The sequence below is a fragment of the Actinoplanes sp. NPDC026670 genome (assembly GCF_040638175.1).
Taxonomy (GTDB): domain Bacteria; phylum Actinomycetota; class Actinomycetes; order Mycobacteriales; family Micromonosporaceae; genus Actinoplanes.
Map to the genome: position 1 here is coordinate 1 of NZ_JBEZXU010000009.1, position 21349 is coordinate 21349.

General features: G+C 71.3%; 21 protein-coding genes and 1 pseudogene. 7 read left to right on the forward strand and 15 right to left on the reverse strand.

The annotated features are described in order from the left end of the window. Positions 1-1026 (reverse strand): annotated as a pseudogene (locus AB0E94_RS11120) (hypothetical protein); the annotation flags it as partial. A 396-nt stretch (positions 1027-1422) separates the two neighbouring features. Here AB0E94_RS11120 and AB0E94_RS11125 point away from each other — a divergent pair. The 3 genes from AB0E94_RS11125 (at position 1423) to AB0E94_RS11135 (ending at position 3716) form a co-directional block, all read left to right on the forward strand. Beyond that, a complete protein-coding gene (locus AB0E94_RS11125) occupies positions 1423-2181 on the forward strand; it encodes a GNAT family N-acetyltransferase (protein ID WP_360325129.1) in 759 nt (252 codons plus the stop codon). Positions 2182-2307: 126 nt separating this feature from the next. Beyond that, positions 2308-3369, forward strand: coding sequence for a DUF3616 domain-containing protein (locus tag AB0E94_RS11130; RefSeq protein WP_360325132.1), 1062 nt, complete (start codon positions 2308-2310; stop codon positions 3367-3369). Next, positions 3369-3716: a hypothetical protein gene (locus AB0E94_RS11135; protein ID WP_360325135.1), complete on the forward strand. Its 348-nt coding sequence runs from the start codon at positions 3369-3371 to the stop codon at positions 3714-3716. Before AB0E94_RS11130 ends, AB0E94_RS11135 begins: the two co-directional genes overlap by 1 nt. A gap of 49 nt (positions 3717-3765) precedes the next feature. Here the strand turns inward: AB0E94_RS11135 and AB0E94_RS11140 are convergent, their stop codons facing one another. Next, on the reverse strand, positions 3766-5169 hold the full coding sequence (locus tag AB0E94_RS11140; RefSeq protein ID WP_360325138.1) for an FAD-dependent monooxygenase: 1404 nt from the start codon (positions 5167-5169) through the stop codon (positions 3766-3768). Between the two features lie 105 nt (positions 5170-5274). Here AB0E94_RS11140 and AB0E94_RS11145 point away from each other — a divergent pair, with 105 nt between their 5' ends. After that, positions 5275-5832, forward strand: coding sequence for a TetR family transcriptional regulator (locus AB0E94_RS11145; RefSeq protein WP_360325141.1), 558 nt, complete (start codon positions 5275-5277; stop codon positions 5830-5832). A gap of 50 nt (positions 5833-5882) precedes the next feature. On the opposite strand, the gene pheT is transcribed toward AB0E94_RS11145, so the two are convergent. The 9 genes from pheT to AB0E94_RS11190 all read right to left on the reverse strand — a co-directional run bounded on the left by pheT (position 5883) and on the right by AB0E94_RS11190 (position 13708). Further along, on the reverse strand, positions 5883-8360 hold the full coding sequence (gene pheT / locus AB0E94_RS11150; protein WP_360325143.1) for a phenylalanine--tRNA ligase subunit beta: 2478 nt from the start codon (positions 8358-8360) through the stop codon (positions 5883-5885). Positions 8361-8364: 4 nt separating this feature from the next. Then, on the reverse strand, positions 8365-9426 hold the full coding sequence (gene pheS / locus AB0E94_RS11155) for a phenylalanine--tRNA ligase subunit alpha (RefSeq protein ID WP_360325145.1): 1062 nt from the start codon (positions 9424-9426) through the stop codon (positions 8365-8367). A 208-nt stretch (positions 9427-9634) separates the two neighbouring features. Beyond that, a complete protein-coding gene (locus tag AB0E94_RS11160; protein WP_360325147.1) occupies positions 9635-10408 on the reverse strand; it encodes an RNA methyltransferase in 774 nt (257 codons plus the stop codon). Positions 10409-10474: 66 nt separating this feature from the next. Further along, complete coding sequence (gene rplT / locus AB0E94_RS11165) at positions 10475-10867, reverse strand: 50S ribosomal protein L20 (protein WP_093613778.1); 393 nt, start codon at positions 10865-10867, stop codon at positions 10475-10477. Positions 10868-10906: 39 nt separating this feature from the next. Further along, positions 10907-11101: a 50S ribosomal protein L35 gene (gene rpmI / locus AB0E94_RS11170; RefSeq protein ID WP_282764755.1), complete on the reverse strand. Its 195-nt coding sequence runs from the start codon at positions 11099-11101 to the stop codon at positions 10907-10909. A gap of 60 nt (positions 11102-11161) precedes the next feature. Continuing rightward, on the reverse strand, positions 11162-11770 hold the full coding sequence (infC, locus tag AB0E94_RS11175) for a translation initiation factor IF-3 (RefSeq protein ID WP_360325149.1): 609 nt from the start codon (positions 11768-11770) through the stop codon (positions 11162-11164). Between the two features lie 325 nt (positions 11771-12095). Beyond that, positions 12096-12542, reverse strand: coding sequence for a PH domain-containing protein (locus AB0E94_RS11180; protein WP_360325152.1), 447 nt, complete (start codon positions 12540-12542; stop codon positions 12096-12098). Next, positions 12542-13384: an ATP phosphoribosyltransferase gene (gene hisG, locus AB0E94_RS11185; protein WP_360325155.1), complete on the reverse strand. Its 843-nt coding sequence runs from the start codon at positions 13382-13384 to the stop codon at positions 12542-12544. The genes AB0E94_RS11180 and hisG overlap by 1 nt, the downstream gene beginning before the upstream one ends. Positions 13385-13426: 42 nt before the next feature. Beyond that, positions 13427-13708 (reverse strand): phosphoribosyl-ATP diphosphatase, encoded by a 282-nt coding sequence (locus tag AB0E94_RS11190; protein ID WP_236642898.1) that lies wholly within the window; start codon positions 13706-13708, stop codon positions 13427-13429. Between the two features lie 60 nt (positions 13709-13768). Here AB0E94_RS11190 and AB0E94_RS11195 point away from each other — a divergent pair, with 60 nt between their 5' ends. The 3 genes from AB0E94_RS11195 to AB0E94_RS11205 are packed head-to-tail and all read left to right on the forward strand — an operon-like array spanning position 13769 to position 16217. Next, positions 13769-14641 (forward strand): ABC transporter substrate-binding protein, encoded by an 873-nt coding sequence (locus AB0E94_RS11195; RefSeq protein ID WP_360325158.1) that lies wholly within the window; start codon positions 13769-13771, stop codon positions 14639-14641. Then, on the forward strand, positions 14638-15477 hold the full coding sequence (locus AB0E94_RS11200; protein WP_360325160.1) for an amino acid ABC transporter permease: 840 nt from the start codon (positions 14638-14640) through the stop codon (positions 15475-15477). The genes AB0E94_RS11195 and AB0E94_RS11200 overlap by 4 nt, the downstream gene beginning before the upstream one ends. Beyond that, positions 15477-16217, forward strand: coding sequence for an amino acid ABC transporter ATP-binding protein (locus tag AB0E94_RS11205; RefSeq protein WP_360325163.1), 741 nt, complete (start codon positions 15477-15479; stop codon positions 16215-16217). The genes AB0E94_RS11200 and AB0E94_RS11205 overlap by 1 nt, the downstream gene beginning before the upstream one ends. Here AB0E94_RS11205 and AB0E94_RS11210 read toward each other — a convergent pair. The 4 genes from AB0E94_RS11210 to ribH form a co-directional block, all read right to left on the reverse strand. Continuing rightward, complete coding sequence (locus tag AB0E94_RS11210) at positions 16195-17679, reverse strand: hypothetical protein (RefSeq protein ID WP_360325166.1); 1485 nt, start codon at positions 17677-17679, stop codon at positions 16195-16197. The genes AB0E94_RS11205 and AB0E94_RS11210 overlap by 23 nt on opposite strands. Beyond that, positions 17672-18514, reverse strand: coding sequence for a hypothetical protein (locus AB0E94_RS11215; protein WP_360325168.1), 843 nt, complete (start codon positions 18512-18514; stop codon positions 17672-17674). The genes AB0E94_RS11210 and AB0E94_RS11215 overlap by 8 nt, the downstream gene beginning before the upstream one ends. Positions 18515-18518: 4 nt before the next feature. After that, complete coding sequence (locus tag AB0E94_RS11220; protein WP_360325171.1) at positions 18519-20750, reverse strand: glycosyltransferase; 2232 nt, start codon at positions 20748-20750, stop codon at positions 18519-18521. A 91-nt stretch (positions 20751-20841) separates the two neighbouring features. Further along, entirely contained in the window at positions 20842-21318 is a 477-nt protein-coding gene (gene ribH / locus AB0E94_RS11225) for a 6,7-dimethyl-8-ribityllumazine synthase (RefSeq protein ID WP_360325174.1), read from the reverse strand. Positions 21319-21349 lie beyond the last annotated feature (31 nt).

Below are 21349 nucleotides of genomic sequence, written 5' to 3' on the forward strand. Positions count from 1 at the left end.
GACGGGTTGGTGCCGTCGCACGGGCAGCGCCAGGAGGTCGCCGATGCCATCAGCCGCCATATCACCGAGCATTTCGGGCCCCGGCACGTCCGGCCGGCCGGCCCGCTCGATCAGGGCGGTGAGCGCCGCGTCGCCGCCGACCGCGGCCAGCAGGCCGAGCAGTTTCCGCCGGTCCTGCGCGTCGACGACCGGCGCGTCGAGCCACCCGGTCAGCGCCGGGGCCGCAGCCGGGCCGAGCGTGGCGGTGAAGGTGTAGATGCGCTCGCTCTCGGAGAGCACCGCCCAGGCCGACAACTGCCCGGCCAGGCGGGACGCGAGCGGCTCGGCCGACACGACGGTGAGCAGCAGGCCCTTCAGCGCCTCCCGGCCGCCCAGGGCGGACACCCGGGCGCAGATGTCGTCGGCCCAGGCCGCCTCGTCCGGGGCGATCACCGACACCAGCGCCTGCTGTGCCAGCGCCGGGCCGCGCGAGCCGCCCAGCGCGGTGACCACCGCCGCATACTCCTCCGGTGGCGCGGCCACGACCGCCCGGCGCAGCTGGTAGGCCATCCGGATCGCGGTCCGGGTGCCGAACCCGTTGGCGTCCGAGTCGGGCACGGACCTGGTGATCGCGGCCGCCGACGGGGAGGAGCCGAGGTAGAAGCCGGCCAGCTCGACGGTGGCGGCCGCGGCGAACGCCAGGCCGTGCCGGGCGCGCCAGAGGTCGGCGAAGGCGGTCAGCTCGTCACGCCGGAGCCAGGGCAGCGCGCCGCCGATGCCGCGCGCCACCACCGCCGCGCCGAGCGGGGTGACATCCGGGCCGGCGGCCAGGTAACCGTGCCCGGCCTCGGCCAGGTCGCCGGCGATCAGACGGTGGCGCAGCGCGGTGCGCACGTCACCGTCGAACGCGGTCAGCAGCTCCCCGGCCGCCTTGACGTCGGCGGCTCGTGGTTTCGGGGCGGAGGTCGCGTCACCCCGCCGGGGCAGCACGAACCGCTTCCACGCCGACGGCACGGCGAACGCCTCGGAGCTCAGCACTTCGGTCACCGGGCCACTCCCCAGGTCTCGTTCCAGGACGACGGCTGAACCCTAACGACCCCCACCGACAAAATCCGGGACGGCTCCCGCACGCATAGACGGCGATGGACTTCCTGTCCGCGATGGACCAGAGTGAAGCCATCGGCGCGGGCCGCGCAGGCGGCCGGCCCGCGCCGATGCCCCCGCGCCGAACCGGCTTGCGCGCGGCGATGGGTTCGTGAAAACCTCGCTGGGCGATCGTGCGGCAGAGCACGATCCGTCCGACACTCGATGCGTTCGAAAGAAGTGAAGCCTGTGATCGCCGCCCGGCCAGTCGGCCGTCGCTGAGCGTTCTTCCGCCAGCGGCGGTCCTGCGTAGTCACATGTCCACCCGCAGGAATTTCTTTCGAAAAGGCTCAATTCATCATGGATCTGCGCATCCAGCGCTGTGTCGTGTCCAATCTCCGTTCCCGTCCGAAGGTTCTCGAGATCGGCCCGTTCGTGGCCGGCCTCGACCCGGACACTGAGAGCCCCTTCATCAACTACGCCTCGCCACAGCCGGGCGTCCCGATCACCCCGGCCGACGTCGCTGATCTGATCAGCGCGTTCGCCGGGGCAGGACGCAAACCCCGCCTGGAGTACGTGACCAGTTGCGCCCCGGAACTGGAGGATCTGCTGCTCGCGGCCGGGTTCACCGTCGAGGAACGCAACCAGTACCTGATCTGCCCACCGGACCGGCTGAACGAGTACGCCGTACCGGATGGTCTGGTCCTCGAGGAACCGACGACGGACCCGGACCGGGCCGGAGTCGTCGCCGCGCAGAACGAGGCCTTCGGCGACCTGCCGGACGAGCGGTCCGAGGTCGCGGTCGCCCGGATGCGCCGTAACCAGGAGCGCGGCGGGGTGGTCCTCGGCGTCCGCACCGCCGACGGCGAGTGGGTCGGCGGCGGCCAGGCCGCACCGCCGAACGACAAGGTCAGCGAGGTCGCCGGGATCGCCGTGCGCGAGCCGTTCCGGCGGCGCGGGCTGGGCGCGGCGATCAGCGCGGGCGTCACCCGGCGGCTGTTCGACCGTGGTGTGGAGGTCGCCTGGCTGGAGGCCTCCGGCGACGACTCGTGGCGGGTCTACGAACGGGTGGGTTACTTCCCAGCCGGGCACCGCCTGTACATCTCCCGCGAGTCGTAGCCGCCGCACGCGAAACGGCCGGTCCGGGACGGACCGGCCGTGAGCGGCATGATCGACCCGAAAGGCCATCGTGACAGGACTCTATGTTCGACCTGCTCCGATGCACTGCGGTGCGACGATGTGGCCATGACCGTCGACTACACGGTGCGGCTGCGGTTCTCCGACGAGTCCCAGGCCGCGGCCACCCACACCAATCTCTCCGCGGTCCGGCTCGACGGCCGGGCGCTCTGGATCGCCGGCGACGAGACGGCGACGATCGAGCGGCTGATCGCCGACGACGCGGAACGGCCCGTCGAGTTCGGGCAGGAGGCACGGTTCCGGCTGGCCGACTTCGTCGATCTGCCCGGCGCCGACGCCGACGAGGAGGCGGACGTGGAGGGGCTGGCCCGCACCGGCCACTTCCTCTGGGCGGTCGGTTCGCACAGTCTGCGCCGCAAGCAGATCAAGGACCGTCACGAGGGGCCGAAAGCGCTGCGCCGGCTGGCCCGGGTCGAGGGTCAGGAGAACCGGCAGATCCTGGTCCGGCTGCCGGTCACCGATGTCGGCGGGGTGCCGACGCCGGTGCGGGAGCTGACCGTCGACGGGGTGCCGCACCGGGCCGCGTGCCTGAGCGCCCGCGACGACCTGCGGCGGCTGCTGCGCGACGACGAGCATCTGGCGCCGTTCCTGCCGATTCCGGGCAAGGACAACGGGCTGGACATCGAGGGCATCGCGGTGCGGGAGGACCGGGTCTTCCTCGGGCTGCGGGGGCCGGTGCTGCGCGGGTGGGCGTTCGTGCTCGAGCTGCGGCCGTACGTGCTGGCCGACGAGCCGGGACGACTGCGCCTGCACAGGTTCGAGGACGGGTTGCCGTACCGCAAACATGTCCTTGATCTTGAAGGTCTCGGTGTCCGGGATCTCTGCCCGGCCGGGAACGACCTGCTGGTGCTGGCCGGGCCGACGATGGATCTGGACGGGCCGGTGCGCATCTACCGCTGGCACGACGCGTTCGTGGCGGAGGTGCCGACGATCGTGCGGCACGATTTGATCACCCGGGAGCTGGAGCTGACCTATGGCGAGGGTGACGACCATGCCGAGGGCCTGAGCCTGGTCGGGACCGATCGGGTGCTCGTCGTCTACGACAGTCCGGCGGCGGTGCGGCTGGAGGCGGACGGCGCGGTCGTCGCCGACGTCCTCAAGCTGCCCTGATGCGGCAGGTCTACGCGCATCAGGCGACGATCGTGCTCGCGCCCGGAACCGATCCGGGCGCGCCCGGCGCCGCGATCACCGTCGCTCTCTGTGGCCACTGGGAGCATGAGCCGCCGTGCCCGCTCGCGCCACACCACACCGCGTCGTCGCCGGTGGACGAACCGGACGACGACCGTCTGCGGCTGCGTGTGCTGTTCGCCACCGAACCGAACCGGGTCGAGGAGGTGCGGGGCCGCATCGACGCGGCGCTGGCCGCCGGCGACTGGCAGTTGATCGACTCCGGCTGTGCCCGGCTGGACCCCGCCGAACGGCCACACGGTCGCCGCCTGCTGCGCAGAAACCCCTGATGGCGGCCCGGAAGGATCGTGGTCTGCGGGCGACACCAGCCGCCCGACCTCAGCCGCGGGCGGGACGGGCGGCCGGTTCGGGACCGAGGAAAGCGGGCAGCGCCGCCGCCACCCCGGTGACCGGACCGCGCCAGGCCACGTAGCCGTCCGGCCGGACCAGCACCGCTTCGGTCGAGTCCGCCTCAGGGGCTGCCACGACGAGGCGTTCGCCGTACCCGGAGAAGGGTTTGGGGGTGAGCAGCACGTGCCGCCCGGACCGCAACGCCTCGTAGAGGCGGCCGCCACCGCGAAGGGTGACGTCCCCGGCCCGCGGCGCGCCCGGGTATCCGATGCCGATGCCGGAGACGACGCCGGTGGCGCGGCGGACGACCGGCGGAAGGGCGAGCAGCGCCGCGCCGAGAGCGTTCCGCAGGCGGCGGGCGACCACGGACCGCATCATCGCCATCCGGATGAGGGCGCCACTGCTGCGCAGCACGAGTTTGCCGACCGGGTGGCGTTCGCCCTCGTAGGAGTCGAGGAGCCCGGCAGGCGCCCAGCCGCGGATGGTGGCGGCGAGTTTCCAGGACAGGTTCGCGGCGTCCTGGAGGCCGGTGTTCATGCCCTGCCCACCGGCCGGTGAGTGCACGTGGGCCGCGTCGCCGGCCAGGAACACCCGGCCGACCCGGTAGTGCGGGGCCTGCCGTTCGTCGCTGTGGAATCGGGACAGCCAGCGGGCCTCGGTGATGCCGAAGTCGGTGCCGTGGACGTGCCGGGTGACCTCGCGCATCTCGTCGAGTGTGACCGGGACGTCGTCGGTGACCTGATGGCGGCGGTCCCAGGCGAAGATCCGGTACCACCCGTCGCCGAAGGGCGCGACCATGGCGAACGCGTCGCCGACGGCGTTGACCGCGAGAGTGTCCCCGGGCGGCGTGGCCAGGCGCACGTCGGCCAGCATGATCGAGGTCAGCACGGCCTGGCCGGGGAAGGGCAGGCCGAGTGAGCGGCGGACGGTGCTGTGGGCGCCGTCGGTGCCGACGACCCAGTCGGCGGTGACGGTGCGGTCGTCGAACTCCAGGGTGACCCGCTCGCCGTCCTGCCGCAGCGAGCCGAGGCTCGCGCCGCGCTCGATCCGGGCGCCGGCGGCCAGGGCCCGCTGCTCCAGGGCCGCCTCGACCCGGTACTGCGGGGTGATCAGCAGGAACGGGTAACGGGTCGGCAGCCCGGTCAGGTCCAGCCGGATCCGGTCGAACAGGCGCAGACGCTCGACTCTGGCCCCGCCGGTCAGGATCTCGTCGGCGAGGCCACGGGCGTCGAGCATCTCGAGGGTACGGGCGTGGACGCCGAACGCCCGGGTCAGGTTGGAGGTCTCCGACCGGCGTTCGAAGAGGGTGACCGGGATTCCGGCGCGGGCCAGGTCTCCGGCGAGGAGGAGCCCGGTCGGGCCGGCTCCGATGATCGCGACGGTGGTGTGCATGACGGCTCCTCACTCGTTTGCCAACAACTGTTGGCAACCATAGGCACGCCGGAAAGATCGAGTCAACAGTTGTTGGCAAACAGGTGTTGGCATAAACTGGCCGACATGACCGCACGCCGTTCCGACGCCACCCGGGCCGCCATCCTGGTCGCCGCCCGGGAGCGCTTCGCCGCCGACGGGTTCGAGCGCGCCACCATCCGCGCCATCGCCGCCGACGCACGGATCGACCCGTCGATGGTGATGCGCTACTACGGCAACAAGGAGGCGCTCTTCGCCGCCGCGGCCGATTTCGATCTGCGCCTGCCCGATCTGGGCGACACCCCGCCGGACCGGATCGGCGCGGCGCTGGTCCGGCACTTCCTGCACCGCTGGGAGCACGACGAGACGCTGATGGCCCTGCTGCGGACGGCCGTCACCAAGGAGGCCGCGGCCGAGCGGATGCGCTCGGTCTTCGCTCAGCAGGTCGGCCCGGTCGCCGCCCGGCTCGCCCCGGATCCCGCACAGGCCGCCACCCGGGCCGGCCTGATCGCCACGCAGATGCTGGGTTTCGCGCTGTGCCGCTACATCCTCCGGCTACCCCCGGTGGTGGGCCTGACCCCGGAGGAGGCCGTGGCCTGGCTGGCCCCGACCGTCCAGCGCTACCTCACCGGCGAGGTCTCATGACAAAGCCGGGCCGGTGGATCCCCACCGGCCCGGCTTTCCAACGGGAGAGACTAGGCGCCGCGCAGCGTGGCGCCGAACCGGGACGACGTCACGGCCACCGCGGCGTCGCGGGCCGCGATGGTCTCCTCCGAGGTGAGCGTGCGGTCCGGGGCGCGGAACGTCAGCTTGTAGGCCAGCGACCGCTTGTCCTCCCCCAGCTGCGACGACTCGTACACGTCGAAGAGCGACACCGACTCCAGCAGCGTCCCCGCACCTTCGGCCAGGGCCGCCTGCACCTCCGCCGCCGGCACCGCACGGTCCAGGACCAGGGCCACGTCGATCAGCGCGGGCGGGAACGTCGAGATCTTCGGGGCGTCCACGACCGGGGCGGCCGGCAGCGCGTCCAGGCTGATCTCGGCGGCCGACGTCCGCTTCGGCAGGTCGAGGGCGGCCAGCACCGCAGGGTGCAGTTCGCCGGCGTGACCGACCACGGCGCCGTCGACCAGGACGGCGGCGCACCGGCCCGGATGCCACGGCGCGTGCTCGGCGGCCCGTACCGTGACCCGGTCCTCGGCGATGCCCGCCGCCGAGATCGCGACACGCGCCGCCTCGATGGCGTCCGCCCACGTCGCGGCCCGTCCGGCGCCCCACCAGCCGGCCGGCTCGAGGTCGCCGGCGAGCGCCACCGCGAGGTGCCACGGCTGCTCCGGGACGATCGCGTTGGCGGCGGCCCACTCGGCGTTGGCCGGGCGACGGTCCACACCCAGCACCGGCGGGGCGGTCGAGGTCAGGTGCGGCAGGAACACCGTGCCGGCCTCGAAGAGCGCCACGTCCCGGCGGCCCCGGCCGAGGTTCCGCTTGAGCGTGCCGAGCAGCGGGCCGAGCAGCGTGGTACGCAGCAGCGGCTCCTCCTCGGACAGCGGGTTGGTGAGCCGGACCGCGCTGCGACGCGGGTCAGCCGGGGGCAGGCCGAGGGTGTCGGCGGTGCCCGGCGACACGAACGGGTACGACAGCACCTCGACGTAGCCGTTCTCAGCGAGCGCACGGCCGATCGACCGGCGCTGCTTCTGCGCCGGGGTGAGGCCACGGCTGGCCCCGGCCGGCGGCAGCACGCTCGGGATCTCGTTGTAGCCGCCGAGCCGCGCCACCTCCTCGATCAGGTCGATCGGGGCGACCAGGTCGGGACGCCAGGTCGGCGGCACGACGCTGAGCACCTCGTCGCCGCTGACCTCGCAGCCGATCTTGCGCAGCAGGTCAGCAGCCTGCGAGCCTGTGTAGGGCAGGCCGATGAGACGGGACGGCGCGTCGGCCGGAAGCGTGAGCGCGACCGGCGCCACCACGTTGTCGATGTCCAGCACGAGCGGGGAGGCGTCGCCGCCCGCGTGCTCGAGCAGGATGTCGACGGCCTTCTGCAGCGCGGCGAGCGGCAGCGCCGGGTCGACGCCCCGCTCCCAGCGCTTGGCGGCCTCGCTGAACAGCCTGTGCCGCCGTGCGGTCCGGCCGACCATGACCGGGTCCCAGTGGGCGGCTTCGAGGAGCACGTTGACGGTGCCCTCCTGCCACTCGCTGGTCTCGCCGCCCATGACGGCGGCGAGCGAGATCGGGCCGGTCTCGTCGCAGATCACCATGTCCTCGGCGTCGAGCACCCGCGCGACACCGTCCAGGGTGGTCAGCTTCTCGCCGGCCCGGGCCCGCCGGACGAGCAGGCCGCCGTTGAGCCGGTCCAGGTCGAAGACGTGCATCGGCTGGCCGAATTCGAGCATCAGGTAGTTGGTGATGTCGACGGGCAGCGAGATGGCCCGGATGCCGGCCTGGATCAGGCGACGCTGCATCCACTCCGGAGACTGCGCGTCCGGGTCGAGACCGCGGACGACGCGGGCCGCGAACCGGTCACAGCCGACGGTGTCCTCGATGGTGATCGGCCACGGGACGTCGGTGGTGCCAGCCGGAGCCGAGATGGCGGCGGGATCCGTGAAAGCCACCCCGAAGTGGGTGGCCAGCTCCCGCGCGATACCCCGGACGCTCATCTCGTAGCCCCGGTCCGGCGTGATCTCGACCTCGATCAACACGTCGTCCAGCCCCACGATCGACCGCGCGTCGACGCCCGGCGATGCGGAGCCGGCGGGCAGCACGATGATGCCCGAGTGGTCCCCGGACAGGCCGAGCTCGGCGGCCGAGCAGATCATGCCGTTGGAGTTGCGGCCGTAGGTCTTCCGCGCACCGATCTTGAACCCGCCCGGCAGCTCACCGCCGGGCAGGATGACCACGACGAGGTCGCCCTCGGCGAAGTTCCGGGCGCCGCAGACGATCTCCTGCGGCTCCGGGTTGCCGACGTCGACGGTGGTGAAACGGATCGGCTTCTTGAAACCGGTCAGCTCCTCGATCGTCAGCACCCGGCCGACGACCAGGTCACCGAGGATCGTGCCGGCCTGGTCGACGATGCCCTCGACCTCCATGCCGAGGTTGGTGAGCGCCGCGTCCAGCTCCGAAGCCGTGATCCCCGCGGGCAGCTCGACGTACTCGCGCAGCCACGACAGTGACGTCTTCATGACTTCAGGACTCCATTCCGAAGTTCGTGGTGAACCGCACATCGCCCTCGACCATGTCGCGCATGTCGGAGACGCCGTTACGGAACATCAGGGTCCGCTCGACACCCATGCCGAACGCGAACCCGCTGTAGCGCGCGGGGTCGATGCCGCACGCGGTGAGGACCCGCGGGTTGACCATGCCGCAGCCACCCCACTCGACCCAGCGCGGGCCGTCCCGGTGCTGCGGGAACCACACGTCGAACTCGGCGGACGGCTCGGTGAAGGGGAAGTAGTGCGGCCGCCACCGGGTCTTCGCGTCCGGGCCGAACAGCGCCTTCGCGAAGTGGTCGAGGGTGCCGCGCAGGTGCGCCATGGTGATGCCCTCGTCGATGACCAGGCCCTCGATCTGGTGGAACACCGGGCTGTGGGTGGCGTCCAGCTCGTCGGTCCGGTAGACGCGACCGGGGCTGACCACGTAGATCGGCGGCTGCCGGTCGAGCATGGTGCGCACCTGGCCGGGCGACGTGTGGGTGCGCATGACCAGGCCGGGCAGGTCGACGAAGAACGTGTCGGACGCGCCGCGGACCGGGTTGTCCGGTCCGATGTTGAGCGCGTCGAAGTTGGCCCACTCCAGCTCCAGCTGGGGACCGTCGACGATCTCGTAGCCCATGCCGATGAAGATGTCGCCCATGTGCTCCATGAGCGTGGTCAGCGGGTGCCGGGCGCCACGCGGGCGGCGGGACCACGGCAGGGTGACGTCGACGCGCTCCTCGACGAGGACGCGGGCGGCACGGTCGGCCTCGAGCTCGGCCTGGCGGGAGTCGTAGGCGGCCTGCACGGCCTGCCGGGCGACGTTGACCCGCTTGCCGGCGTCGGATTTCGCGGCCGGCGGCAGCGAGCCGATCTCACGGCGGGCCAGCGACACCGGGGAGCGGTCACCGAGGTGGGCCGGCTTCAGGGCCTGCAGCGCGTCGAGGTCGGCAGCGGTGGCGAACGCCTTCTCGGCCTCCGCCACGGCGCTCTCCAGAGACTCTGGCGCCAGCAGGACGGCCTGCTTCGGATCGTACGGATCGTTGCGGTAGGACATGGCTGGGCGAACTCCCTCAACACCGGATTGCCAACGGTCGCACCTGACGCGGCGAAAACCACGAGGGCGACAGAGCTGGAACAGTCTACGGAGGCGCGGCTGGGCCGCAGCCCGCCGGTCGGGAAGGTACGCGCAGAAGAGTCAGATCCGGCGCCCGCGACCAGCGGGCCGAATAAACGAAAGACCTGACATGCGGCCCAGCATACCCTCAGCGCTGCGCGCGGGCCGAGGCATATAGGCACACGGCGGCCGCCGCGGCGAGGTTGAGGCTTTCGGCTCCGCCGTAGATCGGCACCCGGACCCGCCGGTCCGCGGCCTTCAACAGGTCCGACGGCAGGCCATGGGCCTCAGAGCCGAACACCCATGCGGTACGGGCGGCAAGCTGACCACCGTCGAGGAGGGAGTCCACGTCGTCCTCACCGGTGCCGCTGGTCGCGAGCACCTGCAACCCGTTGTCCTGCAACAGGTCGACGACGCTGAGCGGGGACCGGACGACGTCCACGTGGAACAGTGAGCCGGCGGACGACCGTACACACTTGCCGTTGTAAGGATCGACGGCGTCGCCGGCGAAGATGACCGCGCCCGCCCCTGCGGCATCCGCCGTGCGCAGCACGGTCCCGGCGTTGCCGGGGTCCCGGATCTCGGCGACCACCGCGACCAGCCGCGGGTTCTTGGCCAGGGCCTCGCCGATCGGCACGTCGTTCTGTTCGCAGACCGCGACCAGGCCCTGCGGCTGGACGGTCTCGGCCAGCGCGGCCAGCGCCTCGTCGGTGACCGGCGACAGCTCCGGCGCCAGCGCGGCCAGGTCGGCGTGCCTGTCGATCGCGGCCGGGGTAGCGAACAGCTCGATCACCGCGTCGGCGGCGAGCGCCTCGCGGACGGCCTGCGGGCCCTCGGCCAGGAAGCGGCCGGTCTGGTCCCGGTCCCGGCGGCGCTGGAGGCGGCGGGCGGCGACGATGCGGGGGGTACGGGGCGTGAACATGGTCTCCTCACAAAGAAGCCTCCCGACCAAAAGATCGGGAGGCTTCTGAACGTGCTACGCGATATCTCAGGCAGCCTGCGCGGCGGCGCCGCCGGTGCCCTCGGCCGCGACGGCCGCACGAGCGATCTCGACGATGGCCGCGAAGGCAGCCGCGTCGTGGACCGCGAGGTCGGCCAGGATCTTGCGGTCGACCTCGACCTCGGCCAGCTTCAGGCCCTGGATCAGGCGGTTGTAGGTCAGGCCGTTGGCCCGGGCCGCCGCGTTGATACGGGTGATCCACAGCTGGCGGAAGTCGCCCTTGCGGTCACGACGGTCGCGGTACGAGTACTGCATCGAGTGCAGCACCTGCTCCTTGGCCTTGCGGTACAGGCGGGAGCGCTGACCGCGGTAGCCGCTCGCGGTCTCGAGCAGGGTGCGGCGCTTCTTCTGGGCGTTTACCGCCCGCTTGACGCGTGCCATTTCTAGTTACTCCTTCAGGAAAACCGGGTCAGGCGCGCGTCAGCGGCCCAGAAGCTTCTTCACACGAGCGGTGTCGGCCTTGGCCACGGTGACCGTACCGGTCATCCGGCGGGTGACCCGGGAGCTCTTGTGCTCCAGGAGGTGACGCTTACCGGCCTGCTCGGTGACGAGCTTTCCCTTGCCGGTGACCTTCACCCGCTTACCCATGCCGGTGTGGCTCTTCATCTTCGGCACTTGACGCCTCTTTCTGATCTTTCCTCGCGGCCGGGGGGACGCGGGGAAAAGCTGACTGAACTACTCTGCGGTGGTCTCGGCAGGAGCTGCCGGCGTTACGTCGGCGCCGTCACCCTCACGCGGCTCACGGGCGGGCTTGGCACCGGCGGCGACAGCAGCGACGGCAGCAGCCTTGGTGGCCCGGTGAGGGGCAAGCACCATGATCATGTTCCGGCCGTCCTGCTTCGGGCTGGCTTCGACGAAGCCGAGTTCCGAGATCTCCTCGCTGAGCCGGCGCAGGAGCCGGAAACCCAGCTCGGGACGGCTCTGCTCACGACCACGGAACATGATCGTCACCTTGACCTTGTCGCCCGCCTTGAGGAACCGCACCACGTGACCCTTTTTGGTCTCGTAGTCGTGCGGGTCGATCTTCGGCCGCAGCTTCATTTCCTTGATGACGGTCTGCTGCTGGTTGCGCCGCGCTTCGCGGGCCTTGAGTGCGCTCTCGTACTTGAACTTGCCGAAGTCCATGAGCTTGCACACCGGCGGCCGCGCCATCGGAGCAACCTCGACCAGGTCCAGGTCGACATCCGCGGCCAGTTGGAGAGCGCGCTCGAGCGGCACGATGCCGACCTGCTCACCCTCCGGACCGACCAGACGGACCTCACGAGCCCGGATCTGTTCGTTCACGCGTGGTTCGACGCTGATGGGGCCTCCTCAGTTGATACCTCACCCGGCCAGGTAGGCCGGGCGTTGCCAATGTCGGTCGGCCCCGAGTGTCCCGAGGTGGGACGCCGGGAAAGTAGAAGGCCCCGCCAGCTCTCCCGAAGGAGGGCACGCCGGGGCCCGCTCGACCGGTCATCGGCGCCCCAACGAGGACGCGCACCCAACAGAAGATATTCCCCTGTCAGGGAGACCGGACCCGGCCACTGCTGTGACTCGGGTGGGAACCAGCGGGCTCCTCTTTCGCGCCCACTCATCAAGTGGTGGGCGTGGTCGACTGCCCGCAATCCTATCAGGCGCTCTGAGCAGCCGAATGAAGAGCCCTCAGGGTGCGTACGCCGTCGAGCGCGTAGTCCTTGTCGACAGCCTGCAAAGCGTGCACCGGGACCTGGTCGTCGTTCTCCAGCTCCAGGTGCGCCCACGCGGAATTCCGGTCGAACCGGACAGCGCGCACCACCGACCAGGGCAGGTCGTAACCACCGATCACGTTGCGCACCCGCACCCCGGCGTCGTCGGCGGTCACCCGCGGCCGGCAGAACAGCAGAATGCCGAGACCGAGCAGAACGCCCAGCCCGATCATCGCGAGCTGGTCGCCGCGCTGGAAACTGGCCTTCGAGTTCTGGAAGCCGGCCGAGCCGGTCAGACCGAAGCTGAGCACAGTGAACAGCAGCGTGATGCCCGCCGCCAGCGGACCGGCGACCCAGCGGATCTTCTTCGGACGGAACAGCACAGCGGTCATCAGAGCCTGCAGTTCGCGATGTCGGTGACGAGGATGGCGCGGGCGCCCAGGTCGTACAGCTCGTCCATGACCCGGTGCACGTCGAGGCGCTGGACCATCGCCTGCACGGCGACCCAGCCCTCCCGGTGCAGCGGGGAGACGGTGGGCGACTCGATGCCGGGGGTCAGGCTGGTGGCCTGGTCGAGCAGGTCGGCGCGGACGTCGTACGCCAGCATCACGAAGTTTCTCGCGACCAGCACGCCGTGCAGCCGCCGCAGCAGCTGGGAGGCGCCGGCCGGCGTCTCCTCCTCGCGCCCGATCAGGATCGCCGACGACTGCATGATCGGGTCGCCGATGGTGACCAGGCCCGCCTGGCGCAGCGTCGCCCCGGTCTCCACCACGTCGGCGATCAGGTCGGCGACGCCGAGCCGGACCGCGTTCTCCACCGCGCCGTCGAGGCGCACCACGTCCGCCTTGAGCTCGTGCTCGGCCAGGTAGCGCCCGACCACGCCGGGATAGGCGGTGGCGATGCGGCGGCCGCCGATCTCGTCGACGCTGGTCAGCGTCCCGGCCGGGGCGGCCCAGCGGAAGGTGGCCCGCCCGAAGTTCAGGTCGAGCAGCTCGGTGGCCGGCACCCCGGAGTCGACGAGCAGGTCGCGGCCGGTGATGCCGAGATCCAGGTCACCCGAACCGACGTAGGTCGCGATGTCCTTGGGCCGCAGGTAGAAGAACTCGACGTTGTTGGCTTCGTCACGGCAGATCAGATCTTTGGGGTCGGTGCGCTGGCGGTAGCCCGCGTCCCGCAACATCTGTGACGCCGGTGCGGACAGGGTGCCCTTGTTCGGAATGGCGATACGCAGCATGACGTGCTCCTTCAATGTGTGAACGGGTCTTGTGGACGCGTGTCACAGATGTCGGTAGACGTCCTTGAGCTCCAGTCCGGTGGCGATCATCAGGACCTGGGCCTGGTAGAGCAGCTGGGAGATCTCCTCGGCAGCGCGTTCCGGCCCCTCGTGCTCGGCGGCCATCCACGACTCGGCCGCCTCCTCGACGACCTTCTTGCCGATGAAGTGGACTCCACGTTCGAGCGCCTCGACGGTGCCCGAACCGGGTGTCTTGTCCGCCGCTTTGCTTTGCAACTCGGCAAACAGTTCTTCGAACGTCTTCACGAGGACCGATTGTGGCAGCTCATCACGCCTTGATGACGAACGCCCCCAGCCCGTGGGACGTCTTCTAAGCTCCCGGGCATGGTCAGCCGATTCACCCCCGTTGCCCTCGGAGGCGCAGCCCTGCTGCTCGCCGCCGTGACGGCATGTGCCCCCGCAGACGAAGACGAGACGACCACCACACCGTCGGCCGCCGCGACTGCCACGTGTGACCCGGCCTCGCTGAAGACCCTGACCGCCGGAAAACTCACCGTCGGCACCGACACCCCGGCCTACGAGCCGTGGTTCGCCGACAACAAGCCGGACAACGGCAAGGGCTTCGAGTCCGCCGTCGCCTACCAGGTCGCCCAGCGTCTCGGGTACCAGCAGTCCGACGTGGTCTGGGCGCAGGTCGGGTTCAACAACGCGATCGCGCCCGGCCCGAAGGCGTTCGACATCGACGTCAACCAGTTCTCCATCACCGACGAGCGCAAGAAGGCCGTCGACTTCTCCTCGCCGTACTACCTGGTGCGCCAGACGGTGATCACCACCAAGGGCTCGAAGATCGCCGGCGCCAAGTCGCTGGCCGAGCTCAAGGACGCCAAACTCGGCGCCCAGGTCGGGACCACCAGCTACCAGGCCATCACCGACGTGATCAAGCCGGCCGGGCAGCCGCAGGTGTTCAACAACAACGACGACGCCAAGAAGGCGCTGGAGAACGGCACCGTCGACGGCATCGTGGTGGACCTGCCGACCGCGTTCTACATCACCGCCGCCGAGCTGGAGAACGGCGTGATCGTCGGTCAGGTCGCCCAGGTCGGTGTGCCCGAGCAGTTCGGCATCGTGCTCGACAAGGGCTCGCCGCTGACCGGCTGCGTCAGCAAGGCGGTCGACCAGCTCCGCCAGGACGGCACCCTCGCCGTGCTGGAGAAGACGTGGCTCGCCGACACCGCCGGGGCTCCCGAGCTCCAGTGACGTACCAACCGAGCACCAGGCAACAGGAACGGATCGCCTACCGTCGCGGACGGGCGGTCCGTTCCGTTCTGCTGGCCGCCGCATCGACGGCTGTCGTCGGCGTCGGGCTCGCCGTGGGCATCACCGGCGCGCCCGGCTGGGAACGGGTCAAGGAGTCCTTCTTCGACCTGGACACCGCGCAGAAGTACCTTCCGCAGATCCTGGAAGGGCTCTGGCTCAACCTCAAGCTGCTGGTGGTCTGCGCGACCCTGGCGCTGGCGCTGGGCCTGCTGGTCGCGGTGCTGCGGACCCTGCGGGGGCCGGTGTTCTTCCCGGTACGCGCCCTGGCCACCGGATACACCTACTCGTTCCGTGGCCTGCCGCTGATCATCGTGCTCTACCTGTTCGCGTTCGGCATCCCCGGGCTGCGGCTCAAGGGCACACCCGACGTGCTGGTGCTGGGCGCCGCGGCGATCATCGTGACGTACGGCGCGTACCTGGCCGAGGTGTTCCGGGCCGGTATCGAGTCGGTGCACCCGAGCCAGATCGCGGCGGCCCGGTCGCTGGGCCTGAGCTACCGGCAGGCGATGCGGCACGTGGTGCTGCCGCAGGCGGTCCGGCGGGTCGCCCCACCGCTGCTCAACGACACCGTCGCGCTCCAGAAGGACGTCGGCCTGATCTCCCTCGCGGGGCCGATCGACGCCATCCGGGCCGCCCAGATCGGCGTCGCCCAGGATGCCGACTTCACCCCGTACATCGTCGCCGGGGTTCTGTTCGTCCTGCTCGCCCTGCCGCTGATCGCGGTCACCGACTGGGTGACACTGCGGGCGGCCCGCCGCCAGAACGCGGGGACCTGATGCTGCTCGAATGCCGGGACGTCCGGAAGGTCTTCGGCGACCACGTCATCCTCGACGGGCTCACCCTGGACGTGGCCGAGCACGAGGTGGTGGCCCTGATCGGCGCCTCCGGCTCGGGCAAGTCGACCCTGCTGCGCTGCGTCAACCTACTCGCCGAGATCGACGACGGCACGATCCACCTGGACGGCGAGGAGATCACCGACCCGCGCGCCGACCCCGACCGAGTACGCCAGCGGATCGGGCTGGTCTTCCAGTCGTACAACCTGTTCCCGCACATGACGGTGCTGGACAACATCACGCTGGCGCCGGTACGCGTACACAAGCGGCCGTTGCCGGAGGCGAAGGACCAGGCCATGCAGTGGCTGGACCGGGTCGGCCTGGCCGACAAGTCGGGCGCCTACCCGGACCGGCTCTCCGGCGGCCAGCAGCAGCGGGTCGCCATCGTCCGCGCCCTGGTCAACAACCCGCGCCTGCTGCTGCTCGACGAGGTCACCTCGGCGCTCGACCCGGAGCTGGTCGGCGAGGTGCTGTCGATGATCCGCGAGCTCAAGGGTGAGGGCATGACGATGGTGCTGGCCACCCACGAGATGGGGTTCGCCAAGCAGGTCGCCGACCGGGTCGCCTTCCTGGACTCCGGCCGGGTCCTCGAACAGGGGCCACCGGAGCAGGTGCTCGGTGACCCCGTCGAGGCACGGACCCGTCAGTTCCTGACCCGGATCATCGACGCAGGAAGGCTTTAGCCCGGCGCTTGAGCGCTTTGGCCAGCTGTTTCGGGTCGCGCATCCGGGCCACCCGGCCGGCCAGCTGCGCGGCCCGGACGGCCCGTCCGCCGCGCAGCCGCCGCATCTCGTCGCGCATGCTGCGCAGCTGCTGTTCCCGGGTGCGCAGCTGCTGGTCGCGGAACCGCATCGTGCGTTCCAGGCCGAAGATGTGCCCGGCCTGCTCGGCCACCGTGGTGCGGGCGGCCTCCGCGTCGGCCAGGGCGCTGAGCAGGTCGGGCCGCTGCTCGACGCCGGCGACCTCCCGGCCCCGGGCGAGGATCTCCGGGGTGGACTCCACCCCGGACATGGCGAGCCACATGGTGACCAGGTCGTCGCCGTCGGCCATCCACGGCGGCCACGGGTGCCGGCGGTGGCCGCCGACCAGCCGGTCCCGGAAGCGGATCCAGGCCGCGGCCAGCGGGACGTCGCCGTCGCCGATCGCGGTGAAGTCGTGAATCTCGTCGAAGAACGCGCCGCCGGTGAGCTTCGCGGCGTAGGCCCGGAAGCCCGGCACGTCCTCGGCCGCGGCCAGCCGGAACAGCACGGTCTCGGCCGACTCGACATCGGGCACCACGCGGTCGCCGAAATGCCAGCCGTCCGCCTCCAGGTCGGCGGCCCCGGACGGGGTGTAGGCGGTGTGCACCGGCTCGCCGTCACCGAACACGACCAGCCAGCCGGGCGCGACGGCGTCGAGCATTCCGGCCCGTGCCGCGGCTTCCGCAGCGTCGGTCACCGGCGCGAGCAGGGGCGTCCCCTCGGCCTCGGCCGCGAGTCCGGCGAGGGCGATCCCGGCGCCGGGCAACCCCCATCCGGTACGGGCGAGAGCACCCGATTCCAGCAGGGTGTGCCCGAATCGCGCATATCGCTGTGCGGGCGGCCCGAGCACCGCCTCGACCTGGGCCGGTGACGACGGCCGTCGCGGATCGTCGTGCAGTGGCCGCCACTCGTCGTCGCCGTGCCGGTCCTTCCGCGGCCGCTGGTCCAGCAGCCCGGTGATGGAGAACCCGTTCTCGACCGCGATCACGACGAGCGCGCCCGGGGCGGCCAGTCCGCGCAGCAGGGCGGCCCGTTCCGGCCAGTCCAGGGCCGGCGAGTCCGGGCCGAGCAGCCGGTCCAGGCCGTCCGCGGCGATCACCACGTCGTACGGCTCGGGCCGCTGATCGGCCAGCCCATCGAGGGCCCCGGCCACCACGGTGTGCCCGCTGTCGCGCAGGGCCTCGGCGTCGCTGACCGAACGGCGCAGCACGGTGACGTCGGCGCTGCGGCTCGCCACCAGGTCGAGCACGCCTGAGTCGTGCGGCCCGGCCAGCAGGACCCGGCCCGCGGCGGCGGGCAGCAGGTCGGCGAGGAGGGCGGCGAGCGCCGGCCCACCGGCCGGGGCGTCGTCGGTCCACGGCTGGATCTCGCCCCGGACGACGGGCGGCAGCTTGGTCTCAGTCACGGGGGTTCCAATCGAAGAGCATGCGCATCTCCTCGGGCGGCATCAGGTGGTGCCGCCCGAGTTCGATGTCGGTGGTGGCGCGCGCGGCGGCCAGGTCGATCTCCTTGCCGAGCATCTCCGGCCACAGGCGGGCGATCCGGGCCTGCCCGCCGAAGAGCGGGTCGTCGCCCTCCAGGGACATCGGGTCGCCGTAGACGGCCGGCTCGCAGCCGGCGGCGATGCCGAAGAAGACGGCGGTGCTGAGCCGGTTCGCGGCGACCCGCTTGAACCGGCGGAACGTCTCCAGCTGCTTGTAGAGGAAGCGCCGGTCGGTGCCCTCGTAGTTCCAGCCGCGCTTGCCGAAGCAGATCACCTCGAAGCCGGCCTTCTCGTAGGCCCGCCGTACCTCGCGCCGCTCGAACTCGGTGTAGTACAGGCTGATGGTGACCGGCTCGGACTCGGTCTCCTTGATCTCGCTGATCAGCCGGGCGTGGTCCCCCTCGATCCGCCCGCCCCGGCCGCCGCCCTCCCAGCCGTGGAAGAGGAACCACAGCGTGCCGCGCCGCTCGTAGTCGGGCACCACCCCGAGGGTGGGCTCCAGCCGGTCCAGGTAGAGGAAGGGCGCGCCGACCACGTGGTAGTCACGGCGGCCGAGCGAGTGGCCGCGCCGCCGGGGCGCGTCGCTCCAGGTGTAGCGCCAGGCGCCGGCGAAGAACTCGTGCACCGGATTCCAGCCGCACCCGACGTTCCACCCGTGCTGGAGGTAGCCACGGATCCGCGGCGGATGCTCGTCGTCCAGTCCGCAGTAGCGGGCCAGGATGTGCGCCTGGCCGTAGTAGTGGTTGTGGTGATGCATCGGATCAGTTCTTCTCCAGGTGCAGGGTTCCGGCCCGCGCGTAGAGCCGGTGCCGGTCCAGCGCGCGCGGCAGGCTGGTCAGCGCGAACGTCTCGGCCTGGATCGCGTAGGGGAGGCCGTCGCCGGCCGCGAACAGCGTCCAGTCGGCGTCCTCGGCCGGTCCCAGGTCGTCCAGGCCGATCTGGGCCTGCCAGCGGTCGCCGTCGAGGGTGATCCGGCAGATCGCGTCGACCGGGTCGTCGGAGTTCGGCAGGAACCGCCGCCACACGATCCGCTCGTAGTCCACGCCCGCCCAGCGGGGTCCCTCGACGGTCACCGACCAGCCGTCGACGTGGACGCGGGCGGCGGTCACCCGGGCCGGCATCTCCACCAGGTTCAGGTACTGGCCGGGCGAGCGGGCCACGGTGAGCAGCCGGTCGCCCTGCTGCACGCTCACCGCGCCGGGCAGGCCGGTGATCAGGATCAGCGCATCGCCGATCTTCGGGATCAGATTCGTCCGGCCCAGGAACGGGTCGTCCGGGCTGGTCGCGTCGACCACCTCGGCGACCGGGATCCGAACCGTGAACAGGTTGTCCGGCCCGGTCTCCAGCGGCGCCCGCAGCTCCCGGGCCGCCCGGGAGAGCACCAGCTCGGTCGCGGTGCCGCCGGGGGGCAGCTGCCCGGTCAGCACCAGGTCGCCGCCGTCGGCCTCGGCGGCGGTCAGCTCGGTCTCGCCCCGCATCCGGCGGATCAGCAGCCGGCCGTCGGACGCCTTCACCGGCTGGAACCACGCGTCGCCGATCCGATCCCCGACCGGGTACTGCATGTTCATCTGGAGCAGGCTCCGGCGCCGGACCGAGCCGCTGCGCAGGGTCGCGATCAGGCGCACCGCCTCCCGTTTGGCCGGCATTGCGGCGAGCAGCTCCCGGGGCACCCTCGCGGTGAACCCGATCAGCCGCTCCTCGCCGCCGCTGCCGCGGACCGGGTGCCGGTCGACCGTGAGCGGGGTCTCCCGCAGTCCGGCCAGCAGCGCGATCCGCAGCGTGTCGTCCGCGCCGGGCGGCAGGTGGTCGATCACGGCGGTGCCGCTGACCAGCAGCGCGTCGTGGTCCCAGATCAGGTTGGTGGCGGCGGCCCGCAGTTCGAGATCGCCGCGGGACAGCCGGTGCACGTCCGGCGGCGTCCCCGGGGTCTCCGGCAGGCCGCGCGCCCGGTAGCGCCACGGCAGGACCGGATGCCGCTCGGCCGGGGCCGCGGAGGGCCGGCCGCCGCCGGCGCGGTACCTGGCGATCCGCTGGAGCAGCTCCACGTCACCGGACTGGAGGCCGTGGTACTCCAGGCGCTCGATCGCCGACGCGCCCACGAAGGCCTCCGGGTCGAGGCGCCCGGTCAGCCGGCGGCCGAGGGCCAGCACCGCCTCCAGCTCGTGCTCGGGCGCCGAGCCGAACGCCTGGACCACGGTGGCCAGGTCGATCAGGGTGAGATGCCGGTGCACCTTCCAGCGCAGCTCCGGGGCCCGCCGGTCGACCATGTCCAGGATCATCCCGGCCGACCGGACCCGGTCCTCCAGGTTGCCGAACTGGAACTTCAGCTGGGTGACCGACTCGCCGGACTCCCGCTCACGCCAGTAGTAGGTGGGCGCGGCCACGCAGTCCACGGTGACCGCGTCCAGGTGGGCCTTGAGCGCCACCGGCCAGTCCTCGTAGCGCATCGCCGGGAACTCGTAGCGGAACTGGTCCCAGAAGGTACGGCGGTACACCTTGTTCCAGACCATCCGGTCGATCGCCAGCTCCGGCCACTCGGTGACGTGGGTGGCCGGGCGGTCGGCGCCGTAGGAGATCCGGTGCACGTACGACTGCCGTACCCCGGAGGTGTTGTTGAACCGCCGGGCGTTGCCCCCGGCCAGCGACGACGAGGTCCGGTCGAGGGAGCCGACCAGCAGCTCGTACGCGTGCCGGGGCACCAGGTCGTCGCTGTCGACGAAGGTCAGGTACTCGCCGCGGGCCAGCTCGATGCCGGCGTTGCGGGCCGGGCCCATCCCCCGGTTCTCCTGGCTGATCAGCCGGAACCGGGAGTCGCGCTCGCACCACTCACGGGCGATCGCGGCGCTGCCGTCGCGCGATCCGTCGTCGACCAGCACCACCTCGAAGTCCCGGAACGTCTGCCGGGCCAGCGAGTCGAGACACGGGCCGAAGTAACGCTCCACGTCGTAGAAGGGCACGACGATGCTGAGCCGGGGGATCACCGCTGTTGACACCAGTTCCGGAATAGGCGACGGACCGGGCGAGCATCCCGGCGCCGTTCGCCTATTCCGCGAACTACGGGTGTCCGGAGAGTGAAGACCCTCCCTACTGCTTGGAGACCTCACGAATGGCGAGGGCCGCGTCGAGCACGGCGACGGTGCTCTGCCAGCCCTTGTCCTCGATCGAGTCCTCCAGACCGGCCCGGTCCCGGGCCTGCCCGAGACTGTGCACGGTGAGCACGCCGTGCGCGACCGGGGTGCCCTCGTCCAGCGCCACCCGGGTCAGGCCGGTGGTGACCGCGTCACACACGTACTCGAAATGCTGGGTCTCGCCCTTGATCACCACGCCCAGCGCGACCACCGCGTCGACCCGGCGGGCCAGCGCCTGCGCCACCACCGGCAGTTCCACCGAACCGGCCACCCGGGTGGTGATCACCTCCGTCACGCCACACGCCTCGGCGGCGGCCACCGACCTGGCGATCATGTGTTCCACCAGTTCGTTGTGCCACCGCGAGCCGACGATGCCGAGCCGGAGCCCGGCCGCGTCGACGGTCTGCATGTGCGGATCACCGAAGCCGGCCATGAGTGTCCCCCTTCATCGTCATTGTTGCCCC